The organism is Streptomyces sp. NPDC059002 (assembly GCF_042740435.1).
Taxonomy (GTDB): domain Bacteria; phylum Actinomycetota; class Actinomycetes; order Streptomycetales; family Streptomycetaceae; genus Streptomyces.
In genome coordinates, this window is sequence record NZ_JBHYJI010000006.1 from 176,441 (window position 1) to 196,918 (window position 20,478).

19 protein-coding genes and 2 pseudogenes are annotated in these 20,478 nt (G+C 68.4%); 13 read left to right on the plus strand and 8 right to left on the minus strand.

What is annotated here, in order from left to right:
* Nucleotides 1-81 precede the first annotated feature (81 nt).
* On the minus strand, nucleotides 82-426 hold the full coding sequence (locus tag ACFWZ2_RS08545) for a TfoX/Sxy family protein (RefSeq protein WP_384543704.1): 345 nt from the start codon (nucleotides 424-426) through the stop codon (nucleotides 82-84).
* Nucleotides 427-734: 308 nt separating this feature from the next.
* Here ACFWZ2_RS08545 and ACFWZ2_RS08550 point away from each other — a divergent pair, with 308 nt between their 5' ends.
* The gene (locus ACFWZ2_RS08550; RefSeq protein ID WP_384543706.1) at nucleotides 735-1,718 is read left to right on the plus strand and encodes a hypothetical protein; all 984 of its coding nucleotides are present in this window, start codon (nucleotides 735-737) and stop codon (nucleotides 1,716-1,718) included.
* A 78-nt stretch (nucleotides 1,719-1,796) separates the two neighbouring features.
* On the opposite strand, the gene ACFWZ2_RS08555 is transcribed toward ACFWZ2_RS08550, so the two are convergent.
* A complete protein-coding gene (locus ACFWZ2_RS08555; RefSeq protein WP_384543708.1) occupies nucleotides 1,797-2,522 on the minus strand; it encodes an FCD domain-containing protein in 726 nt (241 codons plus the stop codon).
* A 231-nt stretch (nucleotides 2,523-2,753) separates the two neighbouring features.
* Between ACFWZ2_RS08555 and ACFWZ2_RS08560 the strand changes: the two genes are divergently transcribed.
* The 3 genes from ACFWZ2_RS08560 to ACFWZ2_RS08570 are packed head-to-tail and all read left to right on the plus strand — an operon-like array spanning nucleotide 2,754 to nucleotide 6,586.
* The gene (locus ACFWZ2_RS08560) at nucleotides 2,754-3,869 is read left to right on the plus strand and encodes a mandelate racemase/muconate lactonizing enzyme family protein (RefSeq protein ID WP_384543710.1); all 1,116 of its coding nucleotides are present in this window, start codon (nucleotides 2,754-2,756) and stop codon (nucleotides 3,867-3,869) included.
* Nucleotides 3,870-3,900: 31 nt separating this feature from the next.
* Entirely contained in the window at nucleotides 3,901-5,424 is a 1,524-nt protein-coding gene (locus ACFWZ2_RS08565) for a cation:dicarboxylate symporter family transporter (RefSeq protein ID WP_384543712.1), read from the plus strand.
* Entirely contained in the window at nucleotides 5,399-6,586 is a 1,188-nt protein-coding gene (locus ACFWZ2_RS08570) for a mandelate racemase/muconate lactonizing enzyme family protein (RefSeq protein ID WP_384543714.1), read from the plus strand. The genes ACFWZ2_RS08565 and ACFWZ2_RS08570 overlap by 26 nt, the downstream gene beginning before the upstream one ends.
* A 55-nt stretch (nucleotides 6,587-6,641) precedes the next feature.
* On the opposite strand, the gene ACFWZ2_RS08575 is transcribed toward ACFWZ2_RS08570, so the two are convergent.
* A complete protein-coding gene (locus tag ACFWZ2_RS08575) occupies nucleotides 6,642-7,265 on the minus strand; it encodes a TetR/AcrR family transcriptional regulator C-terminal domain-containing protein (RefSeq protein ID WP_384543716.1) in 624 nt (207 codons plus the stop codon).
* Between the two features lie 62 nt (nucleotides 7,266-7,327).
* Here ACFWZ2_RS08575 and ACFWZ2_RS08580 point away from each other — a divergent pair, with 62 nt between their 5' ends.
* Entirely contained in the window at nucleotides 7,328-8,803 is a 1,476-nt protein-coding gene (locus tag ACFWZ2_RS08580) for an FAD-dependent monooxygenase (protein WP_384543718.1), read from the plus strand.
* Between the two features lie 42 nt (nucleotides 8,804-8,845).
* Here the strand turns inward: ACFWZ2_RS08580 and ACFWZ2_RS08585 are convergent, their stop codons facing one another.
* A complete protein-coding gene (locus tag ACFWZ2_RS08585) occupies nucleotides 8,846-9,103 on the minus strand; it encodes a hypothetical protein (protein ID WP_384543719.1) in 258 nt (85 codons plus the stop codon).
* 237 nt (nucleotides 9,104-9,340) lie between these two features.
* On the opposite strand from ACFWZ2_RS08585, the pseudogene ACFWZ2_RS08590 reads away from it, so the two are divergent.
* A pseudogene (locus tag ACFWZ2_RS08590) lies at nucleotides 9,341-9,864 on the plus strand (DinB family protein).
* A 115-nt stretch (nucleotides 9,865-9,979) separates the two neighbouring features.
* On the opposite strand, the gene ACFWZ2_RS08595 reads toward ACFWZ2_RS08590, so the two are convergent.
* Nucleotides 9,980-11,038, minus strand: coding sequence for a hypothetical protein (locus ACFWZ2_RS08595; protein WP_384543721.1), 1,059 nt, complete (start codon nucleotides 11,036-11,038; stop codon nucleotides 9,980-9,982).
* Nucleotides 11,039-11,451: 413 nt separating this feature from the next.
* On the opposite strand from ACFWZ2_RS08595, the gene ACFWZ2_RS08600 reads away from it, so the two are divergent.
* From ACFWZ2_RS08600 to ACFWZ2_RS08610, 3 genes are all read left to right on the plus strand, one after another.
* Nucleotides 11,452-12,297, plus strand: coding sequence for a glycoside hydrolase domain-containing protein (locus tag ACFWZ2_RS08600; protein ID WP_384543723.1), 846 nt, complete (start codon nucleotides 11,452-11,454; stop codon nucleotides 12,295-12,297).
* Nucleotides 12,298-12,843: 546 nt separating this feature from the next.
* Nucleotides 12,844-13,275 (plus strand): phophatidylserine decarboxylase associated domain-containing protein, encoded by a 432-nt coding sequence (locus tag ACFWZ2_RS08605; protein WP_384543725.1) that lies wholly within the window; start codon nucleotides 12,844-12,846, stop codon nucleotides 13,273-13,275.
* Nucleotides 13,226-14,083, plus strand: coding sequence for a phophatidylserine decarboxylase associated domain-containing protein (locus ACFWZ2_RS08610; RefSeq protein WP_384543727.1), 858 nt, complete (start codon nucleotides 13,226-13,228; stop codon nucleotides 14,081-14,083). Before ACFWZ2_RS08605 ends, ACFWZ2_RS08610 begins: the two co-directional genes overlap by 50 nt.
* A gap of 63 nt (nucleotides 14,084-14,146) precedes the next feature.
* Here ACFWZ2_RS08610 and ACFWZ2_RS08615 read toward each other — a convergent pair whose 3' ends face one another.
* The 3 genes from ACFWZ2_RS08615 to uppS are packed head-to-tail and all read right to left on the minus strand — an operon-like array spanning nucleotide 14,147 to nucleotide 16,714.
* Complete coding sequence (locus ACFWZ2_RS08615) at nucleotides 14,147-15,172, minus strand: hypothetical protein (protein ID WP_384543729.1); 1,026 nt, start codon at nucleotides 15,170-15,172, stop codon at nucleotides 14,147-14,149.
* Between the two features lie 47 nt (nucleotides 15,173-15,219).
* Nucleotides 15,220-15,996 carry a glucose 1-dehydrogenase gene (locus ACFWZ2_RS08620; RefSeq protein WP_384543731.1) on the minus strand — a complete coding sequence of 259 codons (777 nt, stop codon included), beginning with the start codon at nucleotides 15,994-15,996 and terminating at the stop codon, nucleotides 15,220-15,222.
* A 22-nt stretch (nucleotides 15,997-16,018) separates the two neighbouring features.
* On the minus strand, nucleotides 16,019-16,714 hold the full coding sequence (gene uppS / locus ACFWZ2_RS08625; protein WP_384543733.1) for a polyprenyl diphosphate synthase: 696 nt from the start codon (nucleotides 16,712-16,714) through the stop codon (nucleotides 16,019-16,021).
* 226 nt (nucleotides 16,715-16,940) lie between these two features.
* On the opposite strand from uppS, the pseudogene ACFWZ2_RS08630 reads away from it, so the two are divergent.
* The 4 genes and pseudogenes from ACFWZ2_RS08630 to ACFWZ2_RS08645 form a co-directional block, all read left to right on the plus strand.
* Nucleotides 16,941-17,057 (plus strand): annotated as a pseudogene (locus tag ACFWZ2_RS08630) (transposase); the annotation flags it as partial.
* 164 nt (nucleotides 17,058-17,221) lie between these two features.
* The gene (locus ACFWZ2_RS08635) at nucleotides 17,222-18,355 is read left to right on the plus strand and encodes a serine hydrolase domain-containing protein (RefSeq protein WP_384543735.1); all 1,134 of its coding nucleotides are present in this window, start codon (nucleotides 17,222-17,224) and stop codon (nucleotides 18,353-18,355) included.
* Nucleotides 18,356-18,772: 417 nt separating this feature from the next.
* Nucleotides 18,773-19,411, plus strand: coding sequence for a shikimate kinase (locus ACFWZ2_RS08640; protein ID WP_384543737.1), 639 nt, complete (start codon nucleotides 18,773-18,775; stop codon nucleotides 19,409-19,411).
* A 237-nt stretch (nucleotides 19,412-19,648) separates the two neighbouring features.
* Nucleotides 19,649-20,464 (plus strand): SDR family NAD(P)-dependent oxidoreductase, encoded by an 816-nt coding sequence (locus ACFWZ2_RS08645; protein ID WP_384543739.1) that lies wholly within the window; start codon nucleotides 19,649-19,651, stop codon nucleotides 20,462-20,464.
* Nucleotides 20,465-20,478: the final 14 nt, after the last annotated feature.

Consider the following 20,478-nt stretch of genomic DNA (forward strand, 5'->3'; position numbering starts at 1 on the left):
CGTCCGTGCGGGGGCTACTCTGCGGCCGGGGGGTACCAGTGAGCACTGGTCCCCGGCGCCGCAGGCGGTCGGGCAGGCCGACTACTTCTTGGACTGCTTCGGCTTCTTGGGCACAAGCTCCTCCGTGACCTCCATGGCCCACTTCAACCAGTCGTCCAGGACCTTGTCGTCAAGGGTCTCCTCCGCGAGGACCACCCAGCCGTTCTGCTCTTTGCCGCGGAAGACGAGCTGCTTGGTGCCAGGGCGGGAGAGGGCCTCCTCCATCCCGTCCGGCCCGACGCGCACCATCAGGCCCTCCTCGTACAGATTGGCCAGCGCATTGCCGTTCACGAGAAAGGTGATCCCGCCGAACATCTTCTTCGCATTCACGCCCTCCGGCTCAAGCCGTTCCTTGATCCGCTCCGCGAGCACTTCGTCGTAGGCCATAAGCCCACGCTAGCCATCCGCACCGACACCCGCGCGCGGACGCTCGCGAGCACGAGAGAGGCCCGCGCATGCCGGGTGGTGACACTTTGCGGAAGGGAGTCGAGGACCCTGCACCATTGATGCGACTGCTGTGCGAGGCCCAGGCGCCGTTTTGAGTGAACGCGCCGCCAGCGACTTCGGTGAGGCTTCAACCAGCAGCGACGGCAAGCACGTTGGGCGGTCACACGTTGCATGCGATGCGATTCACCGTATCTTTCGTGGTGTGCCCTGAGGCGAAACCGAACCGGCAGCGCCTGCCTCGCGGCGGCATGCTGATCGTGCTGGGCTGGATGTCGCGGGGCGTGGGGCTGCTCACGGTCCTCAGCTTCGCCGTACTCACGAAGCCGCTGTTTCTTGAGCCGATCGGGCCTGTCGAGCAACTCCCCTTGTCATCGCGGGGGTTGATCTACGTGGCGGTGCTCCTCGGCGGCTGGCTGCTCTTCCAGCTCGGTACCCGCCAGCTCGTCCGGGGCAAGCGGCACCTCGTCGAGACCATCGTCTCCTTCGACCAGCTCGTCGGCGTGCGCTACGTGCTCTACCTGCGCCCCTTCGTCCTCGATCCGGTCATGGCCAGGCCGCCGCTCCCGGATCGCGGCTGGTACCGGCGCTCGCCCTGGGAGCTGCCCGGGCTGACCCAGGAGGAGTTCCTGGTCCAGCAGTTCGCCGGTCTGGGCCGGATGGTGGCGATCGGCCGGCCGGGCGAGGCGCTGCCCCTGCTCGGCGCCCAGCGCGGTTACCTACCGCCCGATGATTGGCAGACCACGGTCGGCGAGCTGCTCGGGGGCGCCCACGTGGTGATGCTGTCGGCCGCGCCGGGGCCCGGCACGGTCTGGGAGTTCATCGAAGCGCTGCGCATCGTCGATCCGGCACGGCTCGTGCTGCTGGTCTGCTGTGCGCCCGCGGAGTACGACGCGTTCCGCCGGGCGGTCGTCGCCGCATACACCGAACGTGCGGCGCACCGGAACCGGAACGGGAGCGGGGAGGTGGACGGGCGTGTGCTGCCGCTGCCGGACCTCCCTCCCTTTCTGACCCCGGACCGGCGCCCGGGGCGGCAGTGGAACTTTCAGTTCAAGGGAGTTGTCGTCTTCGATGGGGACTGGCGTGCGCGCTTTCTCGCGTTCGATCCGGACGTCCCGCGTTGGCGCTGGGTCTGGACCATGCGCAGGGTGATCCGGCGGGAACTGGAGCCGGTGACGCGCCCTCTGTCCCAATTACCCCCGCCCGCGCCGCGACGCGGGCGACCCGCTGCCTGATCCGGGAGCGGCCTGCGAGACAGGCGGGCCGCCGCGCGGATGGCCTGCGTCTTGAACAGGCCCCGTCTGCATGACCGTTCAGGGACGCGACTGGCCGTGCTCGGCCAGCATGCGGTTCTTGCCCGCGAGGATGTGAGCCTCCATCAGACGGGCGGCATCCTCGCCGTTGCCCGCCTCGAGCTGGTCGATGATGCGACGGTGCTGTTCGTTGGAGGTGCGTCGGGCGGCGCCCGGTTCGAGCCCGTGACGGCGGAACAGGTGCAGCTCCTTGGAGACCCCGTCGTACAGCTCGACCAGCCTCGGGCTGCCGGAGAGGGCGACCAGGTGCCGGTGGAGTTCGACGTTGAGCGGGTAGTAGCCGTCCATGCCGCTGGCCTCGTCCAGCCGGTCCGCCGTGGCCCGCAGCGCCGCGGCCTCGGTGGTGCCGACCCGCGCGGCGGCCAGCCGTCCCGCGAGGCCGAACAGGGTGGCGCGGATGTCGTAGAGCTGGGCGGCCTCCTCGACGGTGATCTCGCGGACGAACATCCCGCGGTTGGCGCGGAATTCGACCAGCTTGCTCCGCTCCAGATGGCGGCACGCCTCCCGGACCGGGCCGCGGCTCACGCCGAGTCGCAGGGCAAGGGCGGACTCGTTGATCCGGTCGCCCCCGCCGAGCACCCCGTTGATGATCATCTGTTCCAGTTCCTCGACGATCATGTGGGGCAGCGAACTCGCCTGGCGTTCCGCCACCTTGCGCTGCAGCGCCGTCATCCCGTCGGAGTTCTCCCCCACGTCCGCCCGGACCTCCTCGTACAGAGTCGACAACTGTCGGCAATCTAGCACTGGCCCGCTCAACACCGGCCTGGCATCGGCCATTTCGACGCTGGAGGCGGCGCCGCACCGGCTCCCTCTTGTGGTTTCTCAACTCATTTCCCCCGTTCTGTGCGGCAGGAGATGTCCTGCAGCCAACCAGAACGCAAATCGTTGACAGTTTGCGATTCGTCGCAGGAGACTGTGGCCCACATCACGATCCGTCGAGGTCTGTGGGGACGCGAGATGAAGATCAAGAACATCCGGGCGAGCGTGCACACCACCTCCATCGAGGTGCCGCTGTTACGGGAGAAGGTCGCCGGGTACGGCCGGGAGGAACAGCGGGAGTTCGTCTTCTGCGAGGTGGAGACCGACGAAGGACTCACCGGTGTGGCCGTCACCGGTCACTTCCTGGCGAGGTCGGTGGTCGCCGCTCTGGAGCGGCACTTCCTGCCCGTGGTCACGGACATGGACCCGCGCGAGGTCGAGGCCGTGCATCAGCGGGTCTGGCGCTCGCTCAATCCGAGGACGATGACCGGCGTCGTATCCAGTGCCCTGTCTCTCCTGGACATCGCGCTGTGGGACATCGCGGGGAAGCATGCGGGCCGGTCGGTGGCGAGTCTGTTGGGCGGGGCCAGGACGCAGGTGCCGACGTACGCGACGTTCGGGTTCCCGCAGTACGACCGCGATCAGCTCGCCCAGGCCGCGATGCTCCAACTCGACCTGGGCTTCCGGGCGTTGAAACTGGTCGTCGGCGTGGACAAGGGTGGCTGGCGGGAGGACGCCGCACGCGTGCGTACGGTGCGGGAGGCCGTCGGCGGCGACATCGACATCATGATCGACGCGAACTATCTGTTCACGCCGACCGACGCGAAGCTGCTGTGCCGGGCCGTCGAGGACTGCGACCTCACCTGGTTCGAGGAACCGCTCCACCAGAACGACGCCAGGGCCATAGCCGATCTGCGGGCGCACACCCGCATCCCGCTCGCGGCCGGGCAGATGGAAGGGCACCGGTGGCGGCTGCGCGAGCTGATCGAGCATCAGGCCGTCGACATCCTGCAGCCGAACGCCTGTTACTGCGGCGGTTTCACTGAAGCCCGCAAGGCCGCCCACCTGGCGCAGATCTACAACCTGCCGGTGGCACACGGCGGCGGCTGGCCGCTGTTCAGCATGCACACCCTGGCCGGCCTGATGAACGGCTGGATCCTGGAGTGGCACCTGGGCATGGGCCAGGTCGGCGAACGGCTCTTCCCCGACGCCCCCCGGCCCAAGGACGGCCACATCACGATCCCGGACCGGCCCGGGCTCGGGTTCACCGTCGACCGTGACGCGCTCCGGGACACCCTCCTGCCGGACGCGTAATCCGGCGACCGGAAGGAAGCTGGTGAGCCCCATGGGCAGTTCGACCGAGAAAGGCAACGAGAACAACACCGAGAACCGTCCCGAGCGCGACACCAAGAACCGTCCCGAGCGCGACACCAAGCACGACACCCAGAACCATCACGAGTACGACACCGGGCGCGACGCCAAGCACGACGCTGACCCAACCAACGCACCCCCGCGGCAACGCTCCCGCTGGCGGAGCGCCGCCGCCAACACCGGCCTCCAAGTCCTCGCATCCGCCGTCCTGGCCGCATTGTTCGGCATCCTCATGCCGGACACCGCAGATGGCCTCAAACCACTCGGCGACGCGTTCATCGACCTGGTCCGGCTCACCATCCCGCCCATCGTGTTCCTGGTCGTGGTCACGGGAATCGTGTCGGTCGGCGGGATGAAGTCCGCGGGCAGGATCGCGCTGAAGGCGATCGTCTACTTCGAGATCATCACCACCGTCGGCACGCTGCTCGGTCTCCTGGCGATCAATGTCTTCCGCCCCGGCGAGGGGGTGGCGCCGCCCGCGGGTGCGTCCGACGACATCGACAGCTATCTCGACGGGGCGAAGGGGAAGTCGGTCAGCGAGTTCCTGCTCGGCCTGGTGCCGCACAACATCGTGCACTCGTTCGCCACGGGCGACATCATCCAGATCCTGGTGTTCGCGGTCCTGTTCGCCATCGCGCTGCTCCGCCTGCCCAAGCGGCAGTCCGACCCGGTCCTGCGCGCTCTGAGCACCCTCAGCGACATCTTCTTCCGCATCATCGGGATGGTCATCCGCCTTGCCCCGATCGGCGTCTTCGGCGCGGTGGCGTACACGGTCGGCGCGTATGGCCCGGAGGCCCTCACGGCGCTGATGAAGTACGTCGGGCTCGTCCTTGCCACGCTCATCGTCTTCCTGACGCTGGTCCTCGGCACGGTCACCCGGATCGTCGGGGTGTCGCTGATCCGGCTGGTCCGGGGGCTGCGCCGCGAGCTGGTCATCGTGCTCGGCACGTCCTCCTCGGAGGCCGTCATGCCGCATCTCATCGCGCGGCTGCAGCAGTTCGGCTGCAAGCGCGACGTGGTCGGACTCGTCGTGCCGACCGGCTACTCGTTCAACCTGGACGGCGTCGCCGTCGTGGTCCCCATGTCGGCGGTGTTCATCGCCCAGGTGTACGGCGTCCCGCTCGGCCTGACCGATCAGCTCACGCTGTTCCTGGTGTTCCTGTTCGTGTCCAAGGGCACCGCGGGCGTCACCGGATCCGCGTTCATCACGCTGGCGAACCTGATCGCCGCGGTCGGTTTCATCCCGGTCGCCGGTCTCGCGCTCATCCTGTCCATCGAACGCTTCCTCTCCCTCATGCGGGCGCTCACGAACGTGCTCGGCAACGCCGTCGCCGGGGTCGCCGTCGCCCGCTGGGAGCCGGGAGGAATCGACGAGGAACGGTTCGCCGCCACCATCGCAAGACGCCGAACCCGTACTCGTACTCGTACCCATACCGAGCCCGTATCCGTACCCGCACCCCGGGAGGCAAGCAGTGGTGAGGATCACCGCGATCCATGAGGGCACCGTGCCGATCAGCTCGTCCATGAGGAACGCGTACATCGACTTCAAGGACATGGACTGCTCGATCGTCGCCGTCGAGTCCGACGTGATCCGCGACGGACGCCCGGTCGTCGGCTACGGATTCAGCTCCAACGGCCGGTACAGCGTCGGCGAGATCCTGCGCCGCCGTGTCATCCCCCGGCTGCTCCAGGCCCCGCCCGAGAGCCTGCTGACCGAGGACCCGCCGACGGAGGACGGGACGAACATCGATCCGGTGCGGGCCTGGGACGCCATGACGCGCGACGAGAAGCCGGGCGGCCACGGCGAACGGCCCGTCGCCGTCGGCGTGGTCGACATGGCTTTGTACGATCTCGCCGCCAAGCTCGCCGGTCTGCCGCTGCACCACTGGCTCGCCCGGCAGTACGCCCTGGGCGAGCCGGAGCGCGACGTGTTCGTCTACGCCGCGGGTGGCTACTACGCACCCGGCAAGGGCGTGCGTGAACTCCAGGACGAGATACGGCACTTCCTCGACCTCGGATACCGGGTGGTGAAGATCAAGACAGGCGGAGACGAACTGGCCGAGGACCTGCGGCGGATCGAGGCGGTGCTGAAGGTGCTCGACGGCGATGGCCACCGCCTTGCCGTCGACGCCAACGGCCGCTTCGACCTGGACACCGCTCTGCGGTACGGCCAGGCCCTCGAACCCTATGGCTTGTTCTGGTACGAGGAACCGGGCGATCCGCTCGACTTCGCCCAGCACGCCGCACTCGCCGAGCGCTACCCCGGCCCGCTGGCCACCGGCGAGAACATCTTCTCCCTGCCCGACGCCCGCAACCTGCTGCGGTACGCCGGTATGCGCCCCGACCGCGACACCATCCAGATCGACCCGGTGCTCAGCTACGGGCTCGTCGAATACCGCCGCATCCTGGACCTGCTCGACCGGCACGGCTGGTCGTCCCGGCGTTGCGTACCCCACGGAGGCCACCAGTTCTCCCTGCACATCGCCGCCGCCTTCAAGCTCGGCGGCAACGAGTCCTACCCCGGCGAGTTCCAGCCCACCGGCGGCTTCGCCGACTGTGCCGCCGTCGTGGACGGACGTGTCGCCCTCACCGACACCCCGGGCATCGGCTTCGAGGACAAGGCCGCGCTGTACCGGGTGTTCCGGGCGCTGCACTGCTGACCGGGACGGCGGGGCCGGTCGGCCCGGAGAGGTTGCCGTGCGGTCGGGTCCTCGCTCACGCCCTCGTAAGGATCGCGGCCAGGCCGGATTCGAAGCGCTCGTCGAAGGATTCGGGGCCGAGGTGCGCGAGCACGCGGTGGAGGGCCGGATGGGCGGTCTCGGAGACCGCGGCGGCCAGGCGGCCTTCCAGGGACTGCTGTGCGGCGGCCTGTTCCTCCTGGGTCAGCCCGAGGGTGAAGTACGCGATCGTCCATGTGGTCCAGGCGGCATCGCGGTCCTCGAAGCCGCCGTCCAACAGCGCGCCGACCAGAGTGTTTGTGAAACGCAGGGTGTGCGGCTCGGCGGCGTAGGTGCCGACGACGAGCGCGGCTCCGTCGCGGTGGGCGAGCAGGGCCTGCCGGTAGCGGCGGGCCAGTTCGCGGACGCGCTCGTCCCAGGTCTCCGGCAGGTCGTCGTGCGGGATCTCGCCGATGACGGCGTCCGCCATCAGCTCCAGCAGCCGGGCCTTGGTCTTCACATGCCACAGCACGGTGTTCATCCGTACGCCGAGCCGGTCGGCGACGGCCCGCGTGGACAGGGCGGCCAGGCCCTTCTCGTCGAGCAGTTCCAGTGCCGTACGGATCACGGTGCCGGGGTCCAGGCGGGCCCCGCGGTTGTCGCTCGCTTGCCTCTTGGTCATTGACCTAGTTTACTGCGACGGAGGACATTGGTCAGTGACCAAGAGTGAACTCGGGAGGCGCCATGGAACAGCAAGTTGTCATCGCCGGGGGCGGGCCGGTCGGCCTCTGGCTCGCCGCGGAACTGCGGCGGGGCGGCGTGACGGTCACCGTCATCGAGGAGCGCACGGAGATCGACCGGCGCTCCAAGGCGCTCACCATCCACCCGCGCACCATCGAGGTGCTGGCCTCACGCGGCGTGCACCAGGCCTTCCTCGACGAGGGGCTGCGGATACCCGGCGGGCACTTCGCCATGCTCGACCGGCGGCTCGACTTCCGGGAGCTCGACACCCCGTTCCCGTACACCCTCGCCCTGCCCCAGGCCCGGACCGAGGAACTCCTCGAAGGTCACGCGCTCGCACTCGGTGCGCGGATCCTGCGCGGACACCGCGTCACCGGGTTCGCCGCACACGCGGAGTCGGTGACCGTGCAAGTGGCAGGGGAGGAGGGGCAGTTCGAGCTTCAGGCCGCATACGTCGTCGGTTGCGACGGCACCCGCAGCACCGTGCGCACCGTCGCCGGGATCGACTTCCCCGGCACCCCGTCCACCGTGCTGGGCTGGCTCGGTGACGTCATCCTCGACGACCCGCCGCGGCCCGGCTTCAGCACGCTGGGCCCTCAGGGCGGGCTGATGGTCGCGCCGCTGCCCGGTGGACGGTTCCGTGTGGTCGGCGTCAGCCCCGACAGCCTCACCACCACATGGCCCGGCGACCTCACCCTGGCGGAACTGCGGGCCAAGACCATCGCCATCACCGGCGGGGACTTCGGCATGCGGGACCCCGAGTGGCTCTCCCGCTTCGGCAACGCCACCCGGCTGGCCTCGGCGTACCGACGCGGGCGTGTGCTGCTCGCCGGAGATGCCGCCCATCAGCATTTCCCCGCCGGAGGTGTCGGCATGAACGTGGGTATCCAGGACGCGCACAACCTCGGCTGGAAGCTCGACGCCACCCTGGACGGCCGGGCCGCCGACCGGTTGTTGGACACCTACCACGCCGAACGTCACCCTGTCGGCGCCCAGTTGGCGGAACACAGCCGCGCCCAGACCGCCCTGATGTCCTCCTTCACGCCCGAGAACCTGGACCTGCGCTCGCTGCTCAGTGAAATGGTCGCAGAGCAGCCCGAGTTCAACCGCGCCCTGTCCGAACGCCTCACCGCACTAGGCGTCACCTACCCTCCCGCAGAACCGACGTCCCACCCGCTCACCGGCACCCGCGCCCCCGACCTGGCCTTCACCGACTCCCAGAACAGCCTGTTCACCACGCTCCGCACCGATGCCCACGTCCTGCTCGCCCTGTCAGCGGGCAGCGGACTCTCCGACCTGGAGCGGCCGGGACTCGCCGTACACACCGGACCCCTGCATCAACCCCCGGCGCACTGGGCCCAGGTGACCGCCGCCTTGATCCGCCCCGACGGACACGTCGCCTGGGCGAGCACGGAGCAGGACGCCGACGCCCTGTCCGCAGCCGCACGGCAGGCGCTCGCGGGGGCGCAAGGCCGCTGAGCGGAGATGAGAGAGGGCCCCAGGGGGTGCTGGTCGGCGGGATCACTCGCAGGACATGTTCACGCTGGCCCGGAAGATGTGGCCGAAGTTCGGGTCGTCGAAGACCTCGAAGATCTGGGGCTCGCCGACGAGTTCACACTGGGACTTGCCGTCCGCGCTCGCCGAGGTCCGGGCGTCGTCGATCGCGCCCTGGACCGCGGCCTCGGCCGTCAGCCCACGCCCGGCACCGCAGTACAGCGCCGCCGTGCTCGCCGTCGCCGGTGCGGTGACAGCCAGCAGAGCGGCGGCCGTCCCGGCCACGAGGAGCCCACCCCGGGTTGCCCATGTGATTGGTCGCAGCATCGTCGATCCCTGCCCTTCCGTGGTCGGCCCCGCGGCATGACGGGGGATTCGGTCACGCACTCAACCAGTGATACGGACGCCGCATGCCAGAAGTTCAGGGTCTGGCTGCAGTGGGGGAGGGAATCGGCGGTCACTCCGTGTCCGTCGCCGGCGAAGACAGCTGTGGGCCACTGCTGTTGCTGCCATGGTGTGCCGATGACGACGACACCGGATGGACGGCCCGTCCCGCCCGCGCATGCCGACGAGCGCGCCATGCTGGAGGCGTGGCTGGACTTTCTGCGACGCTCGCCCTGAAGTGTTCGGGCCTCACGGATGATCAATTACGGCGTGCCGCGGCGTCACCGTCCTCGATGACGCTGCTCGGTCTCGTCCAACACCTGGCCGAGGTGGAGCGCAACTGGTTCCAGCGTGTATTCGCGGCTCAGGATGTGCCGCCGGTCTTCGGGCAGGGCAACCTCGACGGCTTTGCCCTCCGGCCGGAACGAGGAATCGACGAGGCGCTGGCTGCTTGGGAGACCGAGGTTCTCCGAGGCCGTGAACTGATTGCCGACGCGTCGCTGGACGCTTCCGGCCACCTGTCCGAAGAGGAAGCCGGTCTCGTGGGCGATCAGGGGGTCTCCTTGCGCTGGATCATGGTGCACATGATCGAGGAGTACGCACGTCACAACGGTCATGCCGATCTCATCCGCGAGCAGATCGACGGAGTGACCGGCGCATGAGAGGTGCTTGCGCGGTCGGAAGGTGATTCCCGCTGTCACTGACGTGCTGCGGCGCCCCGCGGTCTGAGTGCCCGGCATGAGGTGCCGGGCACTCCGTCGTCGTACGGTCGTCGCGCTACGGTGAATCGACGCGCAGCCCGGCGGGCCGGGAGGCGGGGGAGTCACCGATGCCGGGGGAGCCGGGGGCGAGGGCGCCGTCGCGGGCGGGTGTCGGGTGGGTGAGGTCGTCCGAGAAGCGGGGCACTTCGGGGTTCTCGTGCCGGTTGCCGTTCTTCTCGTAGATCCATTTGCCGGCCAGTGCGGGGATCCAGGCGGAGAATTCGCTCTGGGTGAGGTCGGCGGGCACCTTGGCCCCGTGCCGCTCGAGCTCGGCGGCGGGCAGCTGCGTCTTCGGGTCGATGCGTTCGGAGGGGGCGCTCGCCATGGTGGTGTCCCACACCTGGAGGGCGAAGGTCGTGCAGTTCCTGGCCGGTGTCCCGGTCCAGCCGCCGGTCAGGAGGTAGTTCCAGCTGGGCAGCAGGGTGTACTTCTCGTCGGCCTGTTTGCGCCGCTCGATCTCCCGCTCGAACGCGGACTGCTGTGTCGCGGTGAGGGTCTTGCAGTGAGCCGCGCGCGGGGCGTAAGCACCCTCGCGGTCCTGCTTGCGGCTCGGCCTGTCCCACTCGACCAGGGGCTTTCCGGGCGTATTGATGTCGTAGCCCGTGTAGTTGATGGACATGCCGTCCACCGGGCTGCCGTCGCCATTGCGGCCGTCGGGGTCCTGGGGCTGGAAGGAGTACGTGTCATAGCGCGCGGTGTCGCCCGTGGCGAGCTTGCGCTGGAACGCGCCGTGGGAGTTGAAGTGCACCAGCCAGCTGTGACCGAAGACGTGCTGGCTCACGTTCAGTTCGTAGAGCAGCTTGTTCGTCTGCTCGGCGTACGAGAGCTGTCCGTACTTGTCCCGGAAGTCCTTGGAGTTCCAGACGTCGTAGGCACGGGTTCCGACGTCCCAGACGTAGCCGCCGGTGGTCTTGTCGGTCGTCTCGGTGCTGTAGATGCACAAGGTGTTGTCGGGCGGTGTGGTGGCCCGGCCTGATGCTGCCGAGGGCTCGGCTGCGGCGGACGGTCCGGCGACGAGGCCGGTGAGGAGGGCCGCCAGTGCGGTGGACGAGGTCAGCAGAGTGCGTAATTTCACTGGGAATGTATACAGCGGATGCCGCTGATGCTGACCATTCCATGATCACTTTCTCGCCAGCGCCTGGGATTCTACGGCCGACGTCTCCCGCTCGGGTTCGCATCCGCTCGCCACCGGAGCCTGGTGCGCGGTGCGGTGCGGCGGCGTCTTCTTCGCGTACCGGGGAACCTTGGCGGCGGGCAGGGAATTGACGCAAATGTCGCTCTTCGCCCGAGGGTTCGTGCGGTCCGCACTGGTGGGTGATCTCCGTGTCAGGGGCAGGGCGTGCCGAGCGGCTGTCCTGGGGCTTCCGTCATCGGCCGTTGGTGAGATCTGCACCACGACCACCTCAGCACCCCCCGCGCCGGACATATCCTGCAGCGATCAGTAACAACAGAAGTGCGCACCAGTGCGCATCAAGGGGTGGGGACCGTATGTTCGGCACGTCGCGCAAGCCTGCGCACCGTCTGTCCAAGAGAAATCGCTACATCGCCTGGGGCGCCGCGGGCGCCACGATCGTCGCGGGGGGCGGCATCCTCGTGCAGAGCGCGTCGGCGGGCACGACCATGCCTGCGAGGAAGACGTACACCGGTCGGGCCTTCGACACCTGCACCGCTCCCTCGGCCGCCGCGATGAAGGCGTGGCGCACCGGGTTCTACGGCGCGGCCGCCGTCTACATCGGCGGCAAGAACCGCGGCTGCGCTCAGCCCAACCTCACCGCGTCCTGGACGAAGAAGGTCACCGCCCAGGGGTGGAAGCTCATCCCCATCTACGTAGGTGCCCAGCCGTTCTGCCAGCGGGGCTCCAGTCCGGAGAAGATCACGGCGGCCAACGCCGCCTCCCTCGGTGTCGCCAACGGCAAGGACGCCGTGGCCAAGGCCTCCAGGCTCGGCATGAAGGCGGGCAGCGCGATCTACCTGGACATGGAGCCGTACGACATCGCGAACACCTCGTGCAACAAGGCGGTACTCACCTACGTGCGCGCCTTCACCAAGACCCTGCGCGGCAAGACGTACCGGGCCGGGTACTACGGGTTCAGCAGCTCCAGCGCGAAGGCCGTGGCCACCGCTGCCAACCGCACCGATCTGCCGGAGTACCTCTGGTACGCGAAGTGGGACAAGGTCAACACCACGACCAGTGACTGGCCGTGGTCGAAGACGCTGTACACGAACCACAGCCGCGGCCACCAGTACATGGTCAACAGCAAGGAGAAGCGCGGCGGTTACACCATCACCGTCGACCGCAACGCCTGGGACGCGCCCGTGGCCATCGTCGGCTGAGTGCGCGATGGCGCTCACACGCCCGCTGAGCGCCACCTGGCCGCCACAGGGTGAGCTCCTGGGGAGGGGGCGCGGAGTCCCCACCCTGGGGCTCGGCGTGGGGCGGATCATGCTTCCGTGGATCACCGTCGCGAACGTGCCGATCGGGAGGGGGAGTTACTCGCTCCACTACGACCGCGGCCCACGATCGACCGCCCGGGGCCACGCAGCAGGCTGGGCAACCTCTCGCGCTCGGCGTCGGCGGCGTGGGCGAACACGGTCGGCACGTGCCGACCACGACCTCGTCGGGCAGTTCGGCGGTACTGACGCCTCGATCGAATGCCCGGCGAGGCCGTGGCCGACCCCTCCGGCTCCTGGTGCCCTTCCACGGCGGCTGCTCGCCCTGGTCGACCCGACGGTGCTGTCCTTGTGGGACCGCGGCATTTCGCTGGCGGGATCGGCCTCTTGTGACGGCTGTGGTACGGCGAAAGGCTGGGTGACGGAAGCGGGAGCCCGCACAGGCTACGGCTCCTGATCCATCGCCGACAGCAAGGGAGAAGCCCTGTGATGGGTGACCTCACATCGACAGCGCTCGATGCCCGCTACGCCAACTCCTTCGGCCGGATCGCCGGCTACCTGCCCCCCAACCGCCAAGCGGTGGACACCTGGCTGGCCGACTTCGCCGCACAGGCCCAGGACCGCAAGGAAGAACTCAGTCCCGCCGTCGCGGCACTGAAGCGGTTAATCGAGACCGACAGCGGCATCACGCCGCTGGTGGAGGGCATGCTCGGCCAGTTGCCGCCCCAGCTCCGGCCGCTGCGCAGCATCGACCACCTGCTCAATTGCGTGGACCAGGTCATCACCACCGCCCCGCAGTTCCACCCCAATCCCGACGAGCGGATCCTCTTCCCGCTCTCCGCACTGTTCGCCCCCCCTGTCACTGACCCCCATGGGCGCGAGCCTGCTGCGGCTGCCGGTGTTCAACACCGCGCTGCGTGACGTGCTCACAGCATGGTGCGCCTTCCTCGACAGCCCGCCCAGCCGCTCCGTACTGACCGAGGCCGAGGGCGGCTGGCTGTCCGCGCAGGCGGTCGAACAGAACAAACTGGACGAGTACGTCATCCCCGACCGCACCGCCGAGCACTGGGGATTCGCCTCGTACAACGCCTACTTCCACCGCGAGTTCACCCCGCAGGCCCGGCCCGTCGACACCGACCCCCACGCCATCCTGACGTCCGCCGAGGGCACGGTGGTCCGCGTGGACCACAACGTGGACTCCGGCCAGACACTCCCGCTCAAGGGCGAGTCCTTCGCCCTGGCCGACCTGCTCAACCACGGCCCCTACACCGAGCAGTTCCGGGGCGGGTCCGTGATCCAGACGGTCCCTCATGCCACCGGCTACCACCGCTGGCACGCCCCCGTCGACGGAGTGGTCCGCCGCGTGGAGACCGTCCCCGGGCAGATCTTCAGCGTCGCCGAATCCAGCGGCGTCCTCCCCACCGCGCAGCAGCGCCCCCTGGCCACCGAAGCGGCCGCCAACACCCGGGGCCTGATCTACATCGAAAGCACCACGCCGGGCATCGGCATGATCTGCGTCGCGGCCGTCGGCATCGGCGACGTCTCCTCGGTCACGTTCACCGCCGGCGAGGGTCAGGAAGTCCACAAGGGCGACGAACTCGGCTACTTCAGCTATGGAGGATCCGACATCGTCCTGGTCTTCCAGAAGGACAGCAAGGTCGATCTGACGCAGGTACAGGATGGGCAGCATTTCAAATTGAACAACCGCCTGGCCGCAATCACAGACTGACCATCGCAGGCAACAAGCAGCCTCCTCTGATACGCGCAGGAGGGACTGGTTGTCGTGGTTGGGTCACCGGGGCGGGGTGGCCGGGAGTCCTGGGGCCGGTACGAGGATGGCGCGCGTGCGGATGAGAGCGCCGTAACGGGGGGCGTGCAGATGCCAGTTCGCGATCCCGGCGACCAGATGCTGCACGCTGTGGACGTAGCGTTCCACCGAGGGCTGTTCCCGGTGGCTGGCCAGGAGTCCGGCGGTGCACTGTTCCGTTTCGTCTACCAGGGTGTTGTGCCACTGGGCGACGGCATCGATGCTGTCCGGCAGCGCGCAGTCCGTTTCGTGCTGGTGCATCAGGACCACATTGGGGGCGGGGCCTCCTGTGTCGTCCTTCTCCAGCGAAGCCACGTCGTTGAACATGCCGAACAACAGGCAGGCGTTCTCTTCGAGCTTGCGCAGCCTTGGGTCGTCCCACGCGGTCCGTGGGATGAAGCAGTCATCGGCGATTTCCAGGAGCGGCATGAAGGGGAGCACTCCCGGGGTGAAGGGGCGGATCTTCGCGTAGAAGTCCAGTCCCTTCCACTCTTCCGCGGCGAGGGGCTCTTCTGTCAGTGAGACCCGGTTGCACGCTGTGAGTTCGTAGTGCAGGCGGTCTTGCCACAGGCCGTGGCGGGTGGACGGCATCATGTCCCGGGCGCGGGCCTTCAAGTCCCGGTATCCCCTGACGTAGTCGGTGAGGACCGGGTGCACGGAGTCGGGTGGGCCTGCGAAGAACTCGGCGCAGGCGTCGGCCAGTTCGAGGCGTTCCTTGACTTTCAGGGTCGGTCCGAGTCGTTCGAGAGCGTCGTCGAGCACGGTGATCCACAGGGCGAAATCGCTGCTGAGGTGCAGCAGTTGGGTGTTGCCGGTCAGGGGGTGGATCCATCCGGCATAGGCGCCCATGTTCAGGTCGCGTCCCATGGCGTGCAGTCCGTGAGGGGGAGCATCGGGCAGGCCGACGCGCTCACCCCACCGCAGTGATACGTCGGTCAGTGAGTGGGAGAGGGGGTTGCGGGGCGCTCCCCAGCTGTCGGGATAGCGGAAGACGGGCAGGTGGTCCGGCATGTCGATTGCTCCAGTCCGTGCGAGGGGTGTTTCCTGCCGTCGGTGTGCTACCCGCAGGTGGCGCCGCCGTCGACGGGCATCGCAACGCCCGTGACGAACGAGGCTTGATCCGAGCACAGCCATGCGGCGGCCTGCGCGATCTCCGGCGGGGCGCCCAGTCGGTCCAGCGGCTGCAGCCCTCTGGCCGCCTCCTCGGTCAGGGCGCCGCTACGGATGACGTGGTCGAGCAGGTCAGTGCGTACGGCCCCGGGACAGACGGCATTGACGCGGATGTTCTTGTGGGCGTATTCGAGTGCCGCGGCCTTGCTGAGCCCGACGACGCCGTGCTTGGCGGCCGTGTAGGCGGACAGTCCCATGTTGACGCCGACCAGTCCGGCGATCGAAGAGGTGTTGACCACCGATCCCGCCTGCTGGGCGGACATGACGCGGAGTTCGGCGCGCATGCACAGATACGTTCCCGTCAGGTTCACGTCGATCACGTGCTGCCAGTTGCTGTCCGTGGATTGGGCCAGGGGGACGGAGTCGCCGTCGGTACCCGCGTTGTTGAACGCGCAGTCAAGGCGCCCGAAGGTCCGTACGGCCGTTTCGACCATGGCATCGACCTGGTCGGTGACGGTCACATCGGTCTCGACGAAGACCGCCTTGCCACCGGCCTGCTCCACCAGGACCAAGGTGTCTTCGCCGCCCCGTGCGTCGACGTCCGCCAGCACGAGCCGGGCACCATGGGCGGCGAACACCTGCGCGGCGGCCCGCCCGATCCCCGCGGCTGCCCCGGTGATAATCGCGGTCTTCCCCTCGAGCAGGGGACCTGCGGTACCGGACATGACTCATTCCCTTCTGTGCGGTCTAGGCGCCGAGACGGCGGTCGCGGAGACCGTAGGTGCGTAGGGCGCGATCGAAATCGGCACGGCTGAAATCGGGCCACAGGCAGTCGCAGAAATAGAGCTCGGACAAGGCGGCCTGCCACAACAGCAGCCCGGACGTGCGGAGTTCCCCCGAGGGCCGGATGGCCAGGTCGGGGTCGGGCTGCCCGGCGGTCGACATATGGCGGGACAACGATTCTTCGGTGATCTGCGGCGGGATTCCGCGCATCTCCTCAAAAAGCGTCCGCACCGCGTTCACCACATCGGCCCGCCCTCCGTAGGCAAGGGCAAGGTTGACCCTCAGGCCGTCGACATGCCTATTGTCCTTCTCGGCCTGCAGGAGGACTTCGGCCAGCGTCTCCGGCAGCAGGGACGGGTCCCCGATGTGACGCAGCTGCCAGCGGCGGGCAGCCGCAATCCGAGAAACGACGTCCCGGTTGATGTCATACAGATCAGCCAGCTCCGAAGGCGTCCGGCTGCGGATGTTGTCGTCGGACAGCATCCACAACGTGACGGTCCCGATACCCGCTTCCTCGCACCAGCCCAGCACTTCCGGGATTTTCCCGAAGCCCGCAGCATGCCCTTCACGTACGGCGTCGAGGCCATTCCTGCGCGCCCAGCGGCGATTGCCATCCAGAATGATCGCCACATGGCGCGGAGTGGTCCTGAATCCAGTCATGCGCTGCAGCTCCTGATGCCCTCTCGAGCCAAGAAACAGAATTCCGGAATGAGCCCGGCACACCACATCCATGAGAACCGGACGACCCATCCGGAGATAGAGCGCACGCAACAGGCCCGGATGTACACGGGGGCGCCGCCTTCGCGGCAAACGCGCATCTCGCGCAGCGGAAACCGCCGCTCCGCACCCCGTACGCCGGTTCACAGGCGCCGGGCCAGAACCTCCCGTGGGCGGGCCGTATCTGCCGATCGCCGGGTAAGGCCCGTATTCCGAGCGGCTGCGGCAGCAGTTCGAGGGCGTGATCCGGCGGCTCCGTACGGGCGGGCAGTGGCGGGAGATGCCGCAGACGGAAGCCCTGGTCCTGAAAGAAGGCTGAAAGCCACTCAACCAGCCTGTGGGCGGGCAACCTTCGCGCACCCCGCCCGGGTCCCTCCCGCCGATCGTCATCAAGGAAAGGGAAGGTGCATGACAGTGCGTGCGATGAGGTTCGGTTTGGTGGGAACGGTGATGGCAGCAGCCATGACGGCATCGTCGTTCACGGCGTCCGCGGTGGCGGACCCCGCTGCCGCCCCCGCCCCCGTCTCCGAAGAGGCCCACCACCGGTCGACCCAGCAGGCGATGGACGCCGCCGTCAAGGACGGTGTGCCCGGCGTGACCGGCCAGGCGGTGGACAAGTACGGGACCTGGAACGGCACGTCGGGCGTGGGTGACCTCAAGACGCAGAAGCCGCGTGATGCCCAGGACCGTTACCGCGTCGCCAGCATCACCAAGACCTTCGTGGCGACCGTGCTGCTCCAGCTGGAGGCGGAGGGGGAGATCGATCTCGACGACACTGTCGAGCAGTGGCTGCCCGGCGTCGTCCGCGGCCATGGCCATGACGGCAGCAAGATCACCGTACGTCGGCTCCTCAACCACACCAGCGGTATCTACAACTGGACCCTGGACCCGGAGATCCAACGGACGGTGTTCGACAAGGAGTTCCTCAGAGACCGCTACGACACCTGGACCCCCGAACAGCAGGTGCGCGTCGCCATGCGCAACAAGCCGGACTTCGAGCCTGGCAAGGGGTGGAACTACTCCGACACCAACTACATCCTGGCCGGAATGATCATCAAGAAGGCCACCGGCCATACGTACGGGGACGAGATCCGCCAGCGCATCATCGAACCGCTCGGCCTGCACGCCACGAGCGTGCCCGGCACCGACCCGCACCTGCCGCAGCCCAGCAGCCGGGCCTACGCGAAGTTCCGGGCCCCGGAACAGAAGGAGACCTACGACGTCACCGAGTACAACCCGTCCGTCGCGGGCGCGGCCGGCGAGATGATTTCCAACTCGGCGGATCTGAACCGCTTCTTCAGGGCGCTGCTGCGCGCCGAACTGCTGCCGAAGGAGCAGCTGGACGAGATGATGACGACCGTCCTGATGGACGAGGAACACCCAAACCTCCGTTACGGTCTCGGCCTCCGGCAGTCCAAGACGAGCTGCGGCAAGGAAATCTGGGCGCACGGCGGTGGCTTTCACGGCACGACTGCGCTGGCGGCGACGACCCGGGACGGCAACCACGGGCTGGCGTTCAACTTCAATGGCAACTGGGCGGGCGACATCGACGCGGTCATCGACGCCGAGTTCTGCGGCAAGTGACCCCCAGGTGAAGGCGATCAGGTGGGAGAGGGGCGGGCTCCCGCGTCGTTCAGCATCAATGGGGACGACAGTCTCACCGCGATCGCCCCGGCCCACGCCGCCGGACCCTTCTATGAGGGCCTGAACGTCCTGGCCTCCGGCTACGCTTGGCACACCGCCGGTTCCCCGCCGGTCGGTATCGTCGCAGTGGCCCGGGTCCAGACTGCTCGTCGCCTCCAGGGCGGCGACGGTCAGATCTCCCGCGATCCAGTCCCCGTTCGGGCTGGGCCGGGCGCGCAGCCGGTTGGCCGCCCGGCGCCCCGATACCGCCCCCTTCAACACCGCTGCCTCTCGTGCAGGACCGCGAAGAAGACAGCTGCTTGAGTGCCGCGGCTGGTGTGGCCCAGGTGAAGGAAGCGGCTGCAGTACTCTGCCCGCGTGGACGGTACGGATGAGGTGAAGGCCCTTCCCGACTGGCGGGTGCTCGTCGTCGGGGGCGCGTCGGGGATGGGGAAGACCAGTGTCGGGCGGGCATTGGCACGCCGGTACGACGTCCCCGTCGTGGAGGTCGACGACATCGTGGAGGCCCTCCTTGCAGTGACACTGCCCGAGCACCTGCCGGAGGTCCACTTCTGGCGCACTCACCCGGAGGCCGCCCGCCAGACGCCCGAATCGGTGGTCGAGCGGCAGATCGAGATCGCCGTGGCGCTGGCGCCGGCGATCGAGGCGGTGGTGGCCAACCATGTGGGCACCGACACCCCGGTGATCCTGGAAGGGGACTACGTCCTGCCCGGACCGGCGACGCCCAAAGGTCCGGTCCGTGCCGTCTTCCTCCACGAGGACGACGAGGGGCAGGTGACGGCCAACTACCTGCGCCGGGAGCCGGAGGCCGGACCACAGCGCCATCGCGCACGCGTCAGCGTGCTGTACGGCCGGTGGCTCGCCGCACAGGCGCGGGCGGCCGGTGTGCCGGTCGTCGCTCCACGTCCGTGGGAGGACCTGGCCAGCCGTGTCGCCGAGACGGTGGAGGATGCCTCTGCCAAAACCGTGGCGGCACCCCGAACCACCGCTGCCTAGAGCCTTCCGAGGAGCCCCGCGGCTTGATCGATCTGTCTGAGGCCGCCCACCGGCTGCCCGCCCGTGGAACGGTGCAGCCTGCGGGCCTGGGAGGCTGCGATTCAGCCACGACTGATCATCGTCAGGGGCATAACCAGCCATTGACATGCGTGAACAAATGCCAAGGCGTCCGGATTCGGTAGTGCTGCATATGATCGCACTGCGCGTTTTCAAGTGCTGCTGAGGAGCTCAACATTCATGGCAGATGAGCGAGTTGTCGTCGTCACTGGCGGGGGGACAGGCATCGGTGCCGCGACCGCCCGGTTGCTGCGCGCTGCCGGGCACCAGGTCGTGATCTCGGGGCGGCGGCCCGAACCGCTGCGCCAGGTGGCCGCGGAGACCGGAGCGCTGGCCCACCCTTCCGACGCCGCCGACCCCGAGGCCGTGCGCGAGCTCGTCGAGACGACGGTGCAGGCCTACGGGAGACTTGACGGTGTGGTGCTCAACGCCGGAATCGGGCGGGGCGGCGCGGTCGGCGACACCGAGGTCGAGGACTGGGAAGAGCTGATACGGACCAACCTCACCGGCCCGTTCCTGCTGCTGCGTGCCGCGCTGCCGCATCTGCTGGCGGCCCGCGGTGCGGTGGTCGCGGTCGCCTCGGTCGCAGCACTCCGCAACAGCGTCGGCAACGCCGCCTATGCGACGTCCAAGGCGGGTTTCCTCCACCTCTGCCGCTCCCTCGCCGTCGACTATGGGCCGCAGGGGCTGCGGGCCAATGCGGTGTGCCCGGGCTGGGTGCGTACGGAGATGGCCGACCAGCGGATGGCGCGGTTCGCGGCGGAGGCGGGGCTGGCGGGTGGCGCCGAGGAGGCGTACGAGGAGGCGAACCGGCTGACTCCCGCCGGGCGGCCGGGCGATCCTCAGGAGGTCGCCGAGGCGATCGACTGGCTGCTGTCGCCCGCCGCGTCCTACGTCAACGGGGCCGTTCTCACCGTGGACGGCGGGGTGACCACGGTCGGCGTCGGCGGTGCCGCCTTCGACTACCGGATCGAGGCGCGCACCCCGCGCCCCTAGCGAACTACCGGACA

Excerpts from the sequence above, each read along its gene's own strand:
- ACFWZ2_RS08545 (WP_384543704.1), bottom strand. The coding sequence starts at position 426 with ATGGCCTACGACGAAGTGCTCGCGGAGCGGATCAAGGAACGGCTTGAG.
- ACFWZ2_RS08550 (WP_384543706.1), top strand. The coding sequence starts at position 735 with ATGCTGATCGTGCTGGGCTGGATGTCGCGGGGCGTGGGGCTGCTCACG.
- ACFWZ2_RS08560 (WP_384543710.1), top strand. The coding sequence starts at position 2,754 with ATGAAGATCAAGAACATCCGGGCGAGCGTGCACACCACCTCCATCGAG.
- ACFWZ2_RS08565 (WP_384543712.1), top strand. The coding sequence starts at position 3,901 with ATGGGCAGTTCGACCGAGAAAGGCAACGAGAACAACACCGAGAACCGT.
- ACFWZ2_RS08575 (WP_384543716.1), bottom strand. The coding sequence starts at position 7,265 with ATGACCAAGAGGCAAGCGAGCGACAACCGCGGGGCCCGCCTGGACCCC.
- ACFWZ2_RS08580 (WP_384543718.1), top strand. The coding sequence starts at position 7,328 with ATGGAACAGCAAGTTGTCATCGCCGGGGGCGGGCCGGTCGGCCTCTGG.
- ACFWZ2_RS08600 (WP_384543723.1), top strand. The coding sequence starts at position 11,452 with ATGTTCGGCACGTCGCGCAAGCCTGCGCACCGTCTGTCCAAGAGAAAT.
- ACFWZ2_RS08605 (WP_384543725.1), top strand. The coding sequence starts at position 12,844 with ATGGGTGACCTCACATCGACAGCGCTCGATGCCCGCTACGCCAACTCC.
- ACFWZ2_RS08610 (WP_384543727.1), top strand. The coding sequence starts at position 13,226 with ATGGGCGCGAGCCTGCTGCGGCTGCCGGTGTTCAACACCGCGCTGCGT.
- ACFWZ2_RS08615 (WP_384543729.1), bottom strand. The coding sequence starts at position 15,172 with ATGCCGGACCACCTGCCCGTCTTCCGCTATCCCGACAGCTGGGGAGCG.
- ACFWZ2_RS08620 (WP_384543731.1), bottom strand. The coding sequence starts at position 15,996 with ATGTCCGGTACCGCAGGTCCCCTGCTCGAGGGGAAGACCGCGATTATC.
- uppS (WP_384543733.1), bottom strand. The coding sequence starts at position 16,714 with ATGACTGGATTCAGGACCACTCCGCGCCATGTGGCGATCATTCTGGAT.
- ACFWZ2_RS08635 (WP_384543735.1), top strand. The coding sequence starts at position 17,222 with ATGGCAGCAGCCATGACGGCATCGTCGTTCACGGCGTCCGCGGTGGCG.
- ACFWZ2_RS08645 (WP_384543739.1), top strand. The coding sequence starts at position 19,649 with ATGGCAGATGAGCGAGTTGTCGTCGTCACTGGCGGGGGGACAGGCATC.